This is a genomic window from Alcaligenes sp. Lyrl_28 (assembly GCF_051948705.1).
Taxonomy (GTDB): domain Bacteria; phylum Pseudomonadota; class Gammaproteobacteria; order Burkholderiales; family Burkholderiaceae_B; genus Alcaligenes; species Alcaligenes ammonioxydans.
This window is the reverse complement of the sequence record NZ_JAYJLG010000001.1, coordinates 744,892-759,447: the sequence shown is the minus strand read 5'-3', so window position 1 is coordinate 759,447 and position 14,556 is coordinate 744,892. Positions and strand designations below refer to the sequence as shown.

The window sequence follows — 14,556 nt, the reverse complement described above, 5'->3', positions numbered from 1 at the left end:
CAAGTCTGAAAAAGCGCGTGAGCCTCGCTGTGATCAATAACAACGATGGCGCCCTGGAGGCGCCATCGTTGTTATTCCTGACAGCCACTTTATCGAGCAGACAAAGCGGTGGTTGAGGCCATTACTTGATGTTGGCTTCTTTCAGGATTTTTTGCTGGTATTCGGCCAGCTTGCGCTGACGCATCATCTCTTCCAGCTGAGGCTTGACTTCCGCCATCGCCGGGAAGGTCACGGGACGGGCATCGTCCACCTGAATGATATGCCAGCCAAACTGAGACTGCACGGGGGCTGCGCTCAGTTCGCCTTTCTTCATTTTTTCTACAGCCTGGGCAAACTCGGGCACGTAGGTGGAGCTTGGTGCCCAGCCCAGATCACCGCCTTGCTGGCCGCTACCGGTATCAATGGAGTCTTTTTTAGCAGCGTCCGCAAAGCTGATTTTCTTGGACTTGATCTTGGCCAGCAAGTCCTTGGCAGCGGCTTCGTCCTTGACCAGAATGTGGCGTACTTTGTATTCCTGCTGACCCTCTTCCATCGCCTTGATGGTGTTGTATTCCTTGGTCAGGTCAGCTTCGGTGACGGGGTTCTTCTTCAGGTAATCCGCCATCAGGGCACGGACCAGAATGCTTTGGCGGGCCAGTTCCAGCTCTTGCTGGACTTGGTTGGTCTTGTCGATACCGGCCTTCTCAGCGGCTTGCACCACGGCCAGGCGGTTGACCATTTCCTGTTTGACCTGCTCACGCAGCTCGGGCGAGTCTTTGGCGCCTTGCTCGACCAGAACGGCGACGAACTGATCCAGGTCTTTTTGCGTGATGTTTTTGCCGTTTACGGTGGCAATCGTCTGTGCATAGACGGGAGCAGCCAGGGCGCAGGTCAAGGCAAATGCGGCAATACGTTTCATGAGCATCCTTAAGCGGTGGGTTTGGCTTGAATAGCCAATGCGTGAATAGGGAAAGGCATTAGATCGTGGACGCGATCATACACAAGTCTGTGTCGTGCCAGTGTTGAAATTCCATCAAATTGTTTCGAGGCGATGATGATCCGAAAGTGGCTGGCACCACCTTGTGCGCCAGCGTGGCCCGCATGCAGATGGGATTCGTTGATGATGTCCAGCTCCGAAGGCTCCAGGGCCTGGAGCCGTTCGTGAATGAGGGAGGCAAGTGCGTCTGTCATGGCGAAATCAGGATTTTGGGGGAGTGGAGTTGTCCGAGGAGTCTTGCAGGTAGCGACCCAGCCACAAGGATTGGGCAACGACAAACACCAGCATCAAGCCAAGCAGGCCGAAAGCCTTGAAGTTGACCCACTGGGACTCGGTAAAGTGGCCCGAAAAGGCAACGAACAGATTGACCAGTCCCATAGCGACGAAAAAGCTCGCCCAGACCAGGTTTAATTTGTCCCAGACATGGCCTGGCAGTACCAGATGGGTGCCCATGAATTTTTGCATCAGGTTGCGATGCATCAGGTAGCGCCCGCCCAGCAGGACCAGCGCGAAAATCCAGTACAGCACCGTGGGTTTCCAGCGAATGAAGACATCGTTATGGAAAAACAGGGTGGCACCTCCAAAGACCACAATCACGGCCAGATTGATCCAGTGCGAGGTCTCGATGGCCTTGCTGGTGAGCTTGAGCCATACGATTTGCAAAATCGAGGCGGCCATGGCCACACCCGTTGCCACATAGATATCGGAGAAGCGAAAGGCCAGAAAGAACAGAACCAGCGGGAACAGATCGAATAAAAGCTTCTTCATGCGTCAGGTTCAAAGGTCAGGGACAGGGAATTGATGCAGTATCGTAGCCCAGTGGGCGGGGGGCCGTCTTCAAAGACGTGGCCCAAATGCGCGTCGCAGACATTGCATAGCACTTCGGTACGACGCATGCCGTGACTGGTGTCGAGTTCTTCGCGCACATTGTCCGGGTTCAGGGGCGTAAAGTAGCTGGGCCAGCCGCAACCGGCATCAAACTTGGTGTCCGAAGCAAACAGGGGGGTGCCACAACCGACGCAGCGATAGATGCCGGCCGTCGTGGTGTCCCAGTAGCGGCCTGTAAAAGGGCGTTCGGTGCCTTTCTGACGGGTGACATAGAATTCTTCAGGGCTGAGCTGGGCGCGCCACTCAGCCTCGGTTTTATGTACTTTTTTCACGTGTGCTGCCTTATGAAAAACAGATCAATGCCTACAGGAGGCGCATTCCTACATAGTAATCGACAATTAGAGCGTGTTTGGAACAGAGGGTTCCAAAGTGCAAGGTCTTGCGCTTGCCTGACCAGGAAAACCCCTGTTGGCACCACCTGAACTGTCAGTAATCCGTTTAGTTAGTGCACTATTTAAACTTTTAATATTTAAGGTAAACACCAATATCTGAAATCCGTGTGACTTGATACGTTTCTGGTATGTGCTGTTGATTATCTGTATTACGATTTTTTGACCGTTAATCCGGTCCACAACAATGAACAAATATTGGGAGAAAAGGATGAACTGCATTACTACTGGGCGCCTCACGACATTGGCTGCAGCCCTGGCTTTGAGTCTGCCCGTGGCGGTGTCCGCGCAGATCAAAGTGGGGGTGACGGTGGCTGCAACAGGACCGGCGGCCTCGCTGGGGATTCCTGAGCGCAATACGGTCAGCCTGCTGCCTACCGAAGTGGCCGGACAGAAAGTCGAATACATTGTGCTGGATGATGCCACAGACACTACGGTGGCTGTACGCAATATGCGCAAGCTCATCACCGATGACAAAGTGGACGTGGTGATCGGTACATCCGTGACACCGGGTTCCTTGGCCATGGTGGATGTGGCCGGCGAAACCAAGACTCCCATGATTAGTGTGGCTGCCAACGCCAAGATTGTTGAGCCGGTTGAAGGCGCTCGCACCTGGGTGTTCAAGACGCCTCAGAACGACCAGTTGATGGCGGGCGCCCTGGCCGAGGCCATGGTCAAGCAAAACGTCAAGACCCTCGGGTTTATCGGCTACAACGACGCCTATGGTGATGGTTGGCTGAATGTGATCACCGAGGCCGCCCAGGCCAAAGGCATCAAGGTGCTGGGTGCCGAGCGCTATGGTCGCAATGACACCAGCGTGACCGGACAAGTGCTCAAGCTGCTGGGCACCAAGCCCGATGCCATTTTGATTGCCGGCTCGGGCACGCCGGTTGCCTTGCCCCAGCGCGAGCTCAAGGGCCGTGGCTATGCCGGCATCATTTACCAGACCCACGGGGCAGCCAACAGTGATGTGCTGCGCGTCTGCGGCAAAGACTGTAACGACATGATCTTGCCCGCCGGTCCCTTGCTGGTTGCCGAACAGCTGCCTGACAGCAGCCCGGTTAAAAAGACCGCCATGGAATACAAGGAAAAATATGAGGCCAAGTATGGCGCAGGCTCGATCAACACGTTTGGTGGCCACCTGTGGGATGCCGGTTTGCTGGTGACCGAAGCCATTCCGCAAGCCTTGCAGTCGGGTGCCAAGCCCGGCACCCCCGAGTTCCGCGCCGCCCTGCGTGACGCACTGGAGCAGACCAAGGAACTGGCGGCTTCCCAAGGTGTGTTCAATATGTCGGCCACCGACCACGCCGGTCTGGATAAACGGGCCCACGTCATTGTGAAAGTGGTCGACGGTAAATGGACCTATCAGCCTGATCTGTAATATCTGACAGGCAAAAACCGGCTCAATAGCCGGTTTTTTCCGAGGCGGGTGCTGGAAGGTTCTGGCACCCGTTCCCGCTACAGGCCTGCGTTTGCGTAAGCCCTCCGCCCTTTTTGTTGTACAGGATGTTGTCCGACATGGATACCACCATCGCTTTAATTTTGTTGCAGGATGGCATATTGAATGGTGCCATCTATGCCTTGCTCGGGCTTGCCCTGGTTCTGGTTTTCCTGGTTACCCGCGTCATTTTCATCCCGCAAGGTGAATTCGTCACCTTTGGCGCCTTGACCCTGGCCTTTGTGGTCAATGGCCGCATGCCGGGAACCGTTATTTTGCTGTTGATCGCCGGTGCTCTGGTGTTTTTGCTGGAGCTGCTCTCTGCCTTGCGCAGCCGCAGCCTGAGCGGTATGCCGCGCAAATTCCTGGTCAATATCGTCATTCCCGTAGCGGTTTATTTTGCCGCTCCTGCCATTGTCAGCGCGCAGTTGCCCCTGTGGGTGGCCGTGCTGTTCTCGTTGGCCGTTGTGATCCCGCTGGGACCGATGGTGTATCGACTGGTTTATCAGCCGATTGCCGAGGCCAGCGTGCTGGTGCTGCTGATTACCTCGGTAGCCGTTCACTTTGCCTTGACGGGCCTGGGTCTTGTGTTCTTTGGCCCCGAAGGCTGGCGTACGCCTCCCTTCATGGAAGGTGAAGTGTCCCTGGGGGCGGTGAGCTGGTCGGCGCAGACCTTCTTCGTGATGGGGGCCTGCGTGTTGCTGATCCTGGCCTTGTGGGGTTTTTTTGGCAAGACCCTTTATGGTCGCGCTTTGCGTGCCACGGCCGTCAATCGTCGCGGTGCCCGTCTGGTGGGGATCAGTACCAACATGTCCGGCTCGCTGACCTTCACCCTGGCGGCGGCCATCGGTGCGTTCTCGGGCATGTTGATCGCTCCGGTAACGACCATTTACTACGACACCGGCTTTTTGATCGGTCTCAAGGGCTTTGTGGCCGCGATCTTCGGTGGTCTGATCAGTTATCCCGTTACCCTGTTGGGCGCCTTGTTCCTGGGGGTTCTGGAAGCGTTTTCCTCTTTCTGGGCCAGTGCCTATAAAGAAGTCATTGTATTTACCATGGTGATACCGGTGTTGTTGTGGCGCTCCTTCGGTAGCAAGCACGTGGATGATGAGGAGTAAATCACATGAGACACTTGCTGACGCTATTGTTTATCGCGGTTCTGTTGATTTTGCCGCAGTTGGGCGCAACGCCCGAATTCTGGATTACCCAGCTTAACTACATTGGCTTGACCAGCTTGGTCGTGCTGGGTCTGGTACTGTTGACGGGCGTGGGTGGCCTGACTTCGTTTGGTCAGGCTGCGTTTGTGGGTCTGGGCGCGTACACCACGGCTTATCTGACCGCTCGCCTGGGCTGGTCGCCCTGGTTCAACCTGTTGATTGGCATGGCCATTACCATGATGGTGGCCTACATTCTGGGCGCGATCACCCTGCGCTTGTCCGGCCACTTCCTGCCCCTGTGTACCTTGGCGTGGGGTCTGGCCTTGTACTACCTGTTTGGCAACCTGGAGTTTCTGGGTCAGTACGACGGTATTTCCGGTATTGCTCCTTTGGAGTTCTTCGGTATTTCACTGTCCTCGGGGCGGGATATTTACTACCTGATCTGGGCTTTTGCCTTGCTGGCCATGTGGGGCACACGCAACTTGCTCAATTCCCGTCCTGGACGTGCCATTCGGGCTTTGAAGCATGGCAGCGGCATGGCCGAGTCCTTTGGCGTGAACATGGCCAACTACAAGGTCATTGTGTTCGTTTATGCCGCCTTGCTGGCTTGCGTATCCGGTTGGCTCTATGCCCACTACCAGCGCGCGGTATCGCCCAGCCCCTTTGGCCTGAACTACGGCATTGAGTACCTGTTCATGGCCGTCTTGGGGGGCGCAGGCAGTGTCTGGGGAGCTGTTCTGGGTTCGGCCCTGGTGCTGAGCCTGAAAGATCAATTGCAGAACTGGCTGCCTAAACTGCTCAATACCGACATCAACTTCGAGCTGATCGTCTTCGGTATCCTGATGGTTCTTATTCTGCAGTACGCCCGTGACGGTTTGTGGCCCATCCTGCACAAGGTCTGGGAACAGGTCTTCGGTGCACAGAAGCGCAATCAGGCAGCTCCTCCACAAGCCGAAGCTTTGCCTCAGCGTGAGCGTCCTCAGGCCGGTTCGCTGGTTCTAGAAGTGAACAAGATCCGCAAGGAGTTCGGTGGTCTGGTCGCCGTGAACGACATCAGCTTCACCTTGAATGCTGGTCAGATCATGGGCCTGATCGGTCCTAACGGTGCGGGCAAGAGTACGACCTTTAACCTGATTACCGGCGTGCTGTCGGCCACCAGTGGACAGGTCAGCTTCCTGGGGCAACGCATTGATGGCAAGCCTGCACGCGAGATTTCCCGCCTCGGTGTGGGCCGTACGTTCCAGCATGTGCAATTGCTGCCTACCATGACGGTTCTGGAGAACGTGGCATTGGGCGCTCACTTGCGTCGGAATGTGGGCGTGGTGTCCGCTGTCCTGCATACCGAGCGTCGTAGTGAAGCGGAACTTTTGCATGAAGCGGCGGTGCAACTGCATCGGGTGGGCCTGGGCGACTACCTGTACGAAGAGGCGGGTAATCTGGCCCTGGGTCAACAGCGTATTTTGGAAATTGCGCGTGCCCTGGCCTCTGATCCGCTGCTTTTGCTGCTGGACGAGCCTGCCGCCGGCCTGCGCTACAAAGAAAAGCAGGAGCTGGCCAAAGTGCTGAGTCAGTTACGCAGTGAAGGCATGAGTATCTTGCTGGTTGAGCATGACATGGACTTTGTCATGAATTTGACGGACAAGCTGGTTGTCATGGATTTTGGCACCAAGCTGGCCGAAGGGTTGCCCAAGGAAATTCAGGAAAATCCAGCCGTGCTGGAAGCCTACCTGGGTGGTATTGATGACGACCTGGATCTGGACCAGGTCAATGAGCCCGCCTCGGCAGGAGCAGCGCTATGAGTTCGGCACAATCGAAAGACATTATCCTGAAAGTAGACAATCTGGCCGCTCAATACGGCAAGGTCACCGCGGTGACGGGGGCCAGCCTGGACGTGCGGGCAGGTAGCATTGTGACGGTGATCGGCGCCAATGGCGCGGGCAAGTCCACCTTGCTCAATTCCATGATGGGCTCTTTGCCCAGCGTGGGACGCAGCACCGGTTCGGTACAGTACGAGGGCCAGGAGATCAGTCATTGGGAAGTGGAGCGTCGCGTGGCGGCCGGTATTTCCCTGGTGCCCGAGCGCCGCGAATTGTTTGGCAGCATGACGGTCGAGGACAATCTTCTGCTGGGCGGCTTTCGTCTGTATCGGGCTCGTCAAGCTGGATGGCGTGACACCATGGACAAGGTCTATACCTTGTTCCCACGCCTGAAAGAGCGTCGTACGCAGCTGGCCGGGACCTTGTCAGGCGGTGAGCGACAAATGCTGGCGGTGGGACGTGCCTTGATGGCACAACCCAAAGTCCTGATGCTCGATGAGCCCAGCCTGGGCTTGGCGCCGCGTGTGGTGCGGGAAATCTTCATGATCATCGCCCGACTGCGTAGTACCGGTGTGGCCATCTTGCTGGTCGAGCAAAATGCGCGTGCCGCTTTGCAAGTGGCTGACTACGGTTATGTTCTGGAGACGGGCGATGTGGTGCTGCAAGGGCCCGCGTCTGACCTGGCTCATAATCCCCGAGTGATAGAAAGCTATCTGGGTTTGGGGCAGGGCAAACGCGAGCAGGAAGAGGCGAACGCTTAGAAGCGGTAGCCGACCCCGATGGTGGCAACCACGGGGTCCAGCTTGGCTTTGCCAATGGACTGGCCGTTCAGTTGCACGTCGGGACGGATGCTGATGTAACGCACATCGGCATTCAGGAACCAGTTCTTGTCCAGCTTGTAATCCACGCCGACCTGGGCTGCAAACCCCCAGCTGTTTTTCAGTTTCAGGTCGGAACCGGCCAGCGCACCGCGCGATTCGGTGTCAAAGAACATGGTGTAGTTCACGCCCACGCCGACATAGGGTTGGAAGTCGCTGTCAGGCAGAAAGTGATATTGCAGGCTCAGGGTAGGGGGCAAGTGCTTGGTTTTGCCAATACGTCCCAGATTGCTGTCGATATTGTGCTGGAAGGGGAATGCGCCCAGCAGCTCAACACCAATATTGCGGGTAGCCATGTAGGTCAGCGAGAAGCTGGGGCGGGCGTTGTTGCCCACGTCCAGCTTGACGGTGCCATCTGCAACCGTGCCATTGTTGGATTTTGGGGACACCCAGGTCACGCCGCCCTTGAGCAAGAAATCACCCGCTTCATGTGTTTGGCCTTGAGGGGCATACAGAACAGCGGCCAGCCCAGCAGCCAGCAAGGACAGGTGCAGACCGGGAAACAAGTAGCGGGATTTCATAGGAGCTCCGTAGGTGTGTGTAAAGCCTACAGAGTGCATGAGGCCAGAGGGCCCGGACTTGATCCAAAGCAAGCTTCAGAAGTAGTTGACTGCCTGACCTTGTTGTAGATCAAGGAAGCGGAAATCATCTGAGGCCAATTCAAGCCTCGTGTGTTTTTTTTGCATCACTTGGTAAACCGCTGGAAATAAAAAACCCCGTGGCTTATGTGCTTTTTTTCAGCTTTTGCCTGAGGGCATGGCTGGGGCAGGGCGGCCAACTTGCGAGCAGGGCCGGCAAGCGGCGGTGGTGGCCCCATGTAGGCGCAAGACGCTGGCTAAAGGTCTCAGTCTCCCAGGAGGGCATGCAAGGTTTCGTATTTGTGGCTCAGCTCGCTACGTGTAAATCGTTCTACGATCTGCCCATGCTCCAATACATAGAAGCGGTCGCTGAAGGCAGCAGAGAATTGGGGGCATTGCTCGGCCAGTACGACGGTGTAGCCTTCGTCGCGCAGGGTACAGATGAGTTTGATCAAGGTCTGGGCCTGCACCGGCGCCAGACCTTCCGAGACTTTGTCCAGTAGCAGCAGGTTGACCCCTGTGCGTAGCAGTCGGGCAATCGCCAATATTTTTTGTTCGCCCGTCGATAGTTGAGTGGCCATATGATGCCGACGCTGCTCCAGGCTGGGCAGCAGCTCATAAATTTGCATCAACGACATCCCGCCGCCCAAGGTCGTGCCGATAGCCGGAGGCAGCAGGAGGTTTTCCTCACAACTTAGCCCCGTAAAAATGCTTTGCTCATAAGGGCTGTAGCCCACCCCCAGATCCACCAGCTGATGTTGGCTCAGATGAATGGATTCGGTGCCTTGAATGCGGATGGAGCCTCGACGGCTGTCCGTCAAGCCCACGATGGCACGTAACATGGCGCTGCGGCCAGCCCGGTTGCGGCTCAAGACGGTGCATATCTCGCCGGAGGCAACCTGTAGATTCAATCCGCGCAAGAGCGGAAACTCTCGGTGCCAAGCGTACAGATTCTCAATATCCAGGGCAGCCTGCATCATGAGAACGCTCCTTGTCGTGAGTCGTCAAAATGGGCCTGTACGTTGGCTGATCAGCGCAGGAACCCGTTACGCGTCCTTTGCCTTTGACTGCGGTGATGTTATTTCTCGCAAACGCTAGGCAGAGTCCTTTATGCGTTTCAGTATGAGAGCCCTGGCCCCGCAAAACCATGCGGGTTTGTCATAGGATGGTTTGCTTTATTTCACAGATTGGTAAACAAATGTTGGCAAACCACTGATCTGTTACTTAAGTGTTAACGGTTTTGGGCTTGAAGTCGCACAGATCCGCTATCCCGCACTGGGGACACTTGGGCTTGCGAGCAACACAGATATAACGGCCGTGCAGAATCAGCCAGTGATGAGCATCCAGCAAAAAAGGTTTGGGAATCAGTCGTTCCAGCTTTTTTTCCACTTCCACCACATTTTTTCCCGGTGCAATCCCTGTGCGGTTCGCGACGCGGAAAATATGGGTATCCACAGCAATGGTGGGCAAGCCAAAAGCAGTGTTCAGAACAACATTCGCGGTTTTGCGGCCCACGCCAGGAAGGGCTTCCAGAGCGGCGCGGTCGCAGGGCACCTGGCCTTGATGTTGTTCCAGCAAAATCTTGCAGGTTTTGATGACGTTGGCAGCCTTGGTTTTGTACAGGCCGATCGTCTTGATGGCTTCGCGTAGCCCTTCCTCGCCCATCGCGAGAATACCCTCGGGTGTGCCATGTTCCGGAAAAAAGCGGGCGGTTGCCAAATTCACCGAACGGTCTGTGGCTTGCGCGGACAAAATAACCGCGATCAACAGTTGAAACGTGTCAGCGTATTCCAGTTCGGTGGTGGGTTTGGGGTTGGCTGCCTGAAAACGGCTGAAAATCTCGTAGCGCTTGGCGGCATTCATGGTGTGGTCTCACCGGCGGTTTTGCTGGCGCGCCGGGCACGGGCGCGGGCTAGCGCAGAGGCGATGGAGGCCTCCCGTTTGTCGGCCTGGTCGGCATGGTTGGCCAGTACCGGCTTGTTGGCCAGCGTACGGGCGGCCAGGTCCGAGCTTTCTTTGTGGCGGGCCAGCAGGCGTTCGCGACGTTGCTCCGTGTCCTGGCGGGCCTGGGCAGCCTGCTCCTGGCTCCATTCGTCGGTAGGCACCATGCTGATGCAGTCTACCGGGCAGGGAGGGACGCACAGCTCACAACCGGTGCAGCGGTCGGCCAGCACGGTATGCATCAGTTTGTTGGCGCCGATAATGGCATCTACCGGGCAGGCCTGAATGCAAAGCGTGCAACCAATACAGTGTTCTTCGATAATCACCGCCCGGCTGGGCCCGGTGAATTCCCCACAGTCCGGGTCCAGAGGCAGGGGGGCACGACCCAGCAGCTCGGCCAGGGCCTGTACGCCTTCCTGCCCGCCAGGCGGGCAGCGATTGATGGCCTCACCCTCAAGCGCAATGGCTTGGGCATAGGGCAGACAGGCGTCGTAACCACAGCGGGTGCACTGGGTCTGGGGAAGCAGGGCGTCAATGCGCCGTATCAAAGTGTCGGACATGAATACAAAAACGGGGCCTTCCGGCCCCGTTGGAAACGGCTTAAGCCAGATAATCAGTTGTGCTGACGGATGAAGTCCCTGATTTTAGGACAGATCAGCGTGCGCCAGCGGCTTCCGGAGAAAATCCCGTAATGGCCACAGTTGGGCGCAGTAAATTGTTGCTTGAGGGCAGGCGCGATTTTCGAGCATAGTCCTTGGGCAGAATGGGTTTGACCCTGCCCCGAAATGTCGTCCAGCTCGCCTTCGATGGTGAACAGAGCCACGCCTTCAATATCCTGAGGACGAACTTGTTCGCCATGGACATGCCATTGACCTTTAGGCAGGCGGTGCTCCTGGAACACGATGCGGATGGTGTCCAGATAGAACTCGGCAGGCATATCCAGCACCGCATTGTACTCGTCGTAGAAACGGCGGTGCGCCTGGGCGTCATCGTCGTCGCCCTTGATCAGATGCTGATAGAAGTCGTAGTGGGAACTGACATGGCGATCCGGGTTCATGGCTACAAAACCGGCATGCTGCAGAAAACCGGGATACACACGACGATGCGCGCCGGGGTATTTAGCCGGCACGCGATGAATCAGATTGTTCTCGAACCAAGAGTAGGACTTGGTGGTGGCCAGACGATTGACCTCCGTGGGGGACTGACGGGTGTCGATGGGACCGCCCATCATGATCATGCTGCGGGGCATGACCGCCGAGCGACGGCTGGCCATCAGTGACACCGCGGCCAGTACCGGCACAGTGGGCTGACAGACGGACATGACATGGACAGTCGGCCCCAGTGTCTGGATGAACTCCTGCACATACAGGACGTAGTCGTCCAGATGAAAGGGGCCGGCGGAGCGGGGCACCATGCGTGCGTCAATCCAGTCGGTGACATACACGCGATGGTCGGGCAGCAGCGCCCGTACAGTCTCACGCAGCAAGGTGGCGTGGTGGCCGGAGAGCGGCGCTACCAGCAAGACGATGGGGTCCTGATCGGCCTTGGGATGATTGCGCTCGAAATGGATCAGTCTGCAAAAAGGTTTGTCCAGACGCACGGTTTCGCGCACGGCGACGGCTTGGCCGTCAATCTGGGTTTCGCTCAGGCCCCAGGCGGGCTTTTCGTAATCCTTGCCGATACGGTGTACCAGTTCAGAGGCCGCCGCCAGTTGGCGCGACAGGGGGGTATAGGCCAGTGGACTGTAGGGATTGGAGAACCATTGGGAGCTGGTGCCGGTAAAGGCGGCCAGCGGAGCCAGAAAAGCCCGCTGGAGTTCGTGCAGATCGTAAAGCATAGAGTGCGCCTTGGTGTTGCCAGGTTTGATACAGAGGAATGTATATGCTTATTTCCTGTGGGAAACAATACGATGTTTACCGTTCCTCTGGACTTGGGATTTTCCCCTTGCTGCAATGCAGCAAGATTTTTATCAAAAGGCGGGATTAGGCGCAAGCGTGGCTGGACATGAACTCAGCCACCTGCTCAGGCTGGTAGAGGGAGCGTGATGGGCTTAACGCTCCAGATACTGTAGTTTGTTCTCCACACCGTTCCAGTCGTCAGCATCCTCCAGTGGTTTTTTGGAGCGGTTGATGCTGCCAAAAATGGGGCTGAGTTCGGCGTTCAGCGCAATGAAGGGAACCTGGTCCTGCGGCACATCTTCTTCGGCAAAAATAGCATTGGCCGGGCATTCGGGAATACAGACGGCGCAGTCGATGCACTCGTCCGGGTCAATCACCAGAAAGTTCGGGCCTTCACGAAAACAGTCGACGGGGCACACATCCACACAGTCGGTGAATTTGCACTTGATACAGTTTTCGGTGACGACGTGGGTCATTTCAGTAACACTCCTGCGGTATCGCTAAGGCGGTTAATCACGGAAAGGTCCGTGTCTGGGTGCGCCACAACGCACAGGGCCTGAACGATAAAAATGGGATTTAAATCGAATCTTTCGATTTTAACGAATATTCGGCGTCTTGCTTATTGAGATGGCGCAATAGCTGTTCCGCTAGATAGCGGTACGCAAGAACGGGCGCCCGTGCTATGGTTGCGCAATCAAAATCGGTAGGTTTGTGATGATCATTACCTCTTTACTTGATACGGACCTGTACAAGTTTTCCATGATGCAGGTTGTTTTGCATCATTTCCCGGCTGCGCACGTGGAGTACCGCTACAAATGCCGTACTCCCAATATTAATTTGAGCCAGTATCTGGACCAGATCCGGGCGGAAATTCATGCGCTGTGTCAGTTGCGTTTTTCAGACGCCGAGCTGGACTATTTGCGGAGCCTGCGCTTTATCAAAAGCGATTTTGTGGATTTCCTGGGTCTGTTTCATTTGCCTGAACGCTGCATTCAGGTGCAGGCAGGCGAAGTGCCCGGCGAGATCGAGATCTCGGTGCAGGGCCCCTGGTTGCACACAATTCTGTTTGAGATCCCCGTGCTGGCCATTGTGAACGAGGTCTACTTTCGCAACGAATGTCCGCAACCGCCTTGGACAGAAGGGCGCGAGCGCCTGCAATCCAAGATGCGTCTGGTGGTGGATGATCCGGCGTTAAGCGATTTTCGTGTGGCTGACTATGGCACGCGCCGCCGCTTTTCCAAGCAGTGGCACGAAGAAGTGGTCACCACCATGATCGAGCAGATGAAGCCGCATTTTGCCGGTACCAGCAATGTCTGGCTGGCCATGAAGTACGGGGTGACGCCCCTGGGCACCATGGGTCACGAGTACTTGCAGGCCTGTCAGGCCCTGGGTCCGCGCTTGCGGGACTCGCAGACGTTCGCCCTGGAGGTATGGGCGAAAGAGTACCGTGGTGACCTGGGTATCGCTTTGTCGGACGTGTACGGCATGGATGCTTTCCTGCGCGATTTTGATATGTATTTCTGCAAACTGTTTGATGGCGCTCGTCACGACTCGGGCGACCCCTTCATCTGGGGCGAGCGTTTGCTGGCGCACTATCAAGCCAACCGTACCGATCCGCGCACCAAGACCTTGGTGTTTTCCGATGGTTTGACTATCCCCAAGGCGATTGAACTGGCCCTGCGTTTTGCCGGTCGGTGCAAAGTGTCGTTCGGGATCGGGACCAATCTGACCAATGATCTGGGGCATGAGCCTTTGCAGATCGTCATGAAGATGGTGCGTTGCAATGGTCAGCCTGTGGCGAAAGTGTCCGATGCTCCTGAAAAGACCATGTGTGATGATCCGGCCTATCTGGCTTACTTGCGACAGGTTTTCCAGCTGCCACCGGCTTGAGCGCGTGCTGATTGCCGCGGGTTCTGTGGATACAGTGCCTCCGGTAACGCAGGCAAGGCGGTACAAAGAGTGGTTCCTGTAGCGAGCGTCTTACCACGCGATAAGGCGCTTGAACGACAAGACGATAAGGCTGCCAAGCGAATCCGTCGAATCAAAGCCCTCTGCCCAGGCAGAGGGCTTTTTTCATAGACACAGCAAAGCCGCCAGATGCCCGCCGGCTTCACGGGCTTGGGCAATTTGTTCATTACTCAAAGATTTGGGGGCCAGAATGCTTTCTGGCGTCTGGGCGTGGAAATTGAAGATACGGATGGGGGCGACCAGCTCCAGCCGCCAGCCTGTGCAAATCCGTTCCAGTTGTCGTTGCGCACCTTGCCCATCGCTACCTGCGCTGATCAAGGCGGAATAGGGGCGCCCATTCAGCTGATCCAGCACCTCGTAGTAGTTCCGGTCCAGACACTCTTTCATGGCCCCACTCAGGCTGGCCAGATTCTCGGGGGCGCAGAACAGGTAGGCCTGGGAATCGCGTAAATCCTGTGCCTGCACGCGATCGCAATGCACACGTTTGATACGGAGGTGATCGGTCATGTCCAGCTCCCTGAGCACCTCCAGCGCGCCTTCTTCGGCCTGTTCGGCCAACTGGCGGGCGGCGCCAGTACGGGAATGCCAGATCATCAGAAGCTGACGGCATGTGTTCAGACTCATAAGC

16 protein-coding genes are annotated in these 14,556 nt (G+C 56.5%); 5 read left to right on the top strand and 11 right to left on the bottom strand.

The features are described from left to right. Window positions 1-121 precede the first annotated feature (121 nt). The 4 genes from VF694_RS03450 to msrB are packed head-to-tail and all read right to left on the bottom strand — an operon-like array spanning window position 122 to window position 2,136. Window positions 122-898, bottom strand: a complete 777-nt coding sequence (locus tag VF694_RS03450; RefSeq protein WP_003801016.1) for a peptidylprolyl isomerase — start codon at window positions 896-898, stop codon at window positions 122-124. An 8-nt stretch (window positions 899-906) separates the two neighbouring features. Further along, window positions 907-1,170 carry a BolA family protein gene (locus tag VF694_RS03445; RefSeq protein ID WP_003801015.1) on the bottom strand — a complete coding sequence of 88 codons (264 nt, stop codon included), beginning with the start codon at window positions 1,168-1,170 and terminating at the stop codon, window positions 907-909. A 7-nt stretch (window positions 1,171-1,177) separates the two neighbouring features. Further along, on the bottom strand, window positions 1,178-1,744 hold the full coding sequence (locus tag VF694_RS03440; RefSeq protein WP_003801013.1) for a septation protein A: 567 nt from the start codon (window positions 1,742-1,744) through the stop codon (window positions 1,178-1,180). Beyond that, complete coding sequence (gene msrB / locus VF694_RS03435; RefSeq protein WP_003801011.1) at window positions 1,741-2,136, bottom strand: peptide-methionine (R)-S-oxide reductase MsrB; 396 nt, start codon at window positions 2,134-2,136, stop codon at window positions 1,741-1,743. Before msrB ends, VF694_RS03440 begins: the two co-directional genes overlap by 4 nt. Before the next feature lie 328 nt (window positions 2,137-2,464). On the opposite strand from msrB, the gene VF694_RS03430 reads away from it, so the two are divergent. The 4 genes from VF694_RS03430 to VF694_RS03415 all read left to right on the top strand — a co-directional run bounded on the left by VF694_RS03430 (window position 2,465) and on the right by VF694_RS03415 (window position 7,426). Next, window positions 2,465-3,634: an ABC transporter substrate-binding protein gene (locus tag VF694_RS03430; RefSeq protein ID WP_003801010.1), complete on the top strand. Its 1,170-nt coding sequence runs from the start codon at window positions 2,465-2,467 to the stop codon at window positions 3,632-3,634. Window positions 3,635-3,771: 137 nt separating this feature from the next. After that, a complete protein-coding gene (locus VF694_RS03425) occupies window positions 3,772-4,809 on the top strand; it encodes a branched-chain amino acid ABC transporter permease (protein ID WP_003801008.1) in 1,038 nt (345 codons plus the stop codon). 5 nt (window positions 4,810-4,814) lie between these two features. Further along, entirely contained in the window at window positions 4,815-6,647 is a 1,833-nt protein-coding gene (locus VF694_RS03420) for a branched-chain amino acid ABC transporter ATP-binding protein/permease (protein WP_440163688.1), read from the top strand. After that, entirely contained in the window at window positions 6,644-7,426 is a 783-nt protein-coding gene (locus VF694_RS03415) for an ABC transporter ATP-binding protein (protein WP_003801003.1), read from the top strand. Before VF694_RS03420 ends, VF694_RS03415 begins: the two co-directional genes overlap by 4 nt. Here VF694_RS03415 and VF694_RS03410 read toward each other — a convergent pair. The 6 genes from VF694_RS03410 to fdxA form a co-directional block, all read right to left on the bottom strand. Then, window positions 7,423-8,064, bottom strand: coding sequence for an OmpW/AlkL family protein (locus VF694_RS03410; protein WP_003801001.1), 642 nt, complete (start codon window positions 8,062-8,064; stop codon window positions 7,423-7,425). The genes VF694_RS03415 and VF694_RS03410 overlap by 4 nt on opposite strands. Window positions 8,065-8,387: 323 nt before the next feature. Further along, on the bottom strand, window positions 8,388-9,101 hold the full coding sequence (locus VF694_RS03405) for an ABC transporter ATP-binding protein (protein ID WP_081050043.1): 714 nt from the start codon (window positions 9,099-9,101) through the stop codon (window positions 8,388-8,390). 244 nt (window positions 9,102-9,345) lie between these two features. Continuing rightward, the gene (nth, locus tag VF694_RS03400; protein ID WP_003800998.1) at window positions 9,346-9,984 is read right to left on the bottom strand and encodes an endonuclease III; all 639 of its coding nucleotides are present in this window, start codon (window positions 9,982-9,984) and stop codon (window positions 9,346-9,348) included. After that, window positions 9,981-10,622: an RnfABCDGE type electron transport complex subunit B gene (locus VF694_RS03395; RefSeq protein WP_003800996.1), complete on the bottom strand. Its 642-nt coding sequence runs from the start codon at window positions 10,620-10,622 to the stop codon at window positions 9,981-9,983. Before VF694_RS03395 ends, nth begins: the two co-directional genes overlap by 4 nt. A gap of 53 nt (window positions 10,623-10,675) precedes the next feature. Next, window positions 10,676-11,899, bottom strand: a complete 1,224-nt coding sequence (locus VF694_RS03390; RefSeq protein ID WP_003800993.1) for a polyhydroxyalkanoate depolymerase — start codon at window positions 11,897-11,899, stop codon at window positions 10,676-10,678. 213 nt (window positions 11,900-12,112) lie between these two features. Beyond that, window positions 12,113-12,436, bottom strand: coding sequence for a ferredoxin FdxA (gene fdxA / locus VF694_RS03385; protein ID WP_003800991.1), 324 nt, complete (start codon window positions 12,434-12,436; stop codon window positions 12,113-12,115). Window positions 12,437-12,674: 238 nt separating this feature from the next. Between fdxA and pncB the strand changes: the two genes are divergently transcribed. Then, window positions 12,675-13,850, top strand: coding sequence for a nicotinate phosphoribosyltransferase (pncB, locus tag VF694_RS03380; RefSeq protein ID WP_003800989.1), 1,176 nt, complete (start codon window positions 12,675-12,677; stop codon window positions 13,848-13,850). Window positions 13,851-14,033: 183 nt separating this feature from the next. Here the strand turns inward: pncB and VF694_RS03375 are convergent, their stop codons facing one another. Further along, the gene (locus tag VF694_RS03375) at window positions 14,034-14,552 is read right to left on the bottom strand and encodes a flavodoxin family protein (RefSeq protein ID WP_219234969.1); all 519 of its coding nucleotides are present in this window, start codon (window positions 14,550-14,552) and stop codon (window positions 14,034-14,036) included. Window positions 14,553-14,556: the final 4 nt, after the last annotated feature.

Coding starts and splice junctions, on each gene's coding strand:
- VF694_RS03395 (WP_003800996.1), bottom strand. CDS start 10,622: ATGTCCGACACTTTGATACGGCGCATTGACGCCCTGCTTCCCCAGACC.
- VF694_RS03425 (WP_003801008.1), top strand. CDS start 3,772: ATGGATACCACCATCGCTTTAATTTTGTTGCAGGATGGCATATTGAAT.
- VF694_RS03405 (WP_081050043.1), bottom strand. CDS start 9,101: ATGATGCAGGCTGCCCTGGATATTGAGAATCTGTACGCTTGGCACCGA.
- VF694_RS03445 (WP_003801015.1), bottom strand. CDS start 1,170: ATGACAGACGCACTTGCCTCCCTCATTCACGAACGGCTCCAGGCCCTG.
- VF694_RS03410 (WP_003801001.1), bottom strand. CDS start 8,064: ATGAAATCCCGCTACTTGTTTCCCGGTCTGCACCTGTCCTTGCTGGCT.
- nth (WP_003800998.1), bottom strand. CDS start 9,984: ATGAATGCCGCCAAGCGCTACGAGATTTTCAGCCGTTTTCAGGCAGCC.
- fdxA (WP_003800991.1), bottom strand. CDS start 12,436: ATGACCCACGTCGTCACCGAAAACTGTATCAAGTGCAAATTCACCGAC.
- VF694_RS03450 (WP_003801016.1), bottom strand. CDS start 898: ATGAAACGTATTGCCGCATTTGCCTTGACCTGCGCCCTGGCTGCTCCC.
- pncB (WP_003800989.1), top strand. CDS start 12,675: ATGATCATTACCTCTTTACTTGATACGGACCTGTACAAGTTTTCCATG.
- VF694_RS03375 (WP_219234969.1), bottom strand. CDS start 14,552: ATGAGTCTGAACACATGCCGTCAGCTTCTGATGATCTGGCATTCCCGT.
- VF694_RS03415 (WP_003801003.1), top strand. CDS start 6,644: ATGAGTTCGGCACAATCGAAAGACATTATCCTGAAAGTAGACAATCTG.
- VF694_RS03430 (WP_003801010.1), top strand. CDS start 2,465: ATGAACTGCATTACTACTGGGCGCCTCACGACATTGGCTGCAGCCCTG.
- VF694_RS03390 (WP_003800993.1), bottom strand. CDS start 11,899: ATGCTTTACGATCTGCACGAACTCCAGCGGGCTTTTCTGGCTCCGCTG.
- VF694_RS03420 (WP_440163688.1), top strand. CDS start 4,815: ATGAGACACTTGCTGACGCTATTGTTTATCGCGGTTCTGTTGATTTTG.
- VF694_RS03440 (WP_003801013.1), bottom strand. CDS start 1,744: ATGAAGAAGCTTTTATTCGATCTGTTCCCGCTGGTTCTGTTCTTTCTG.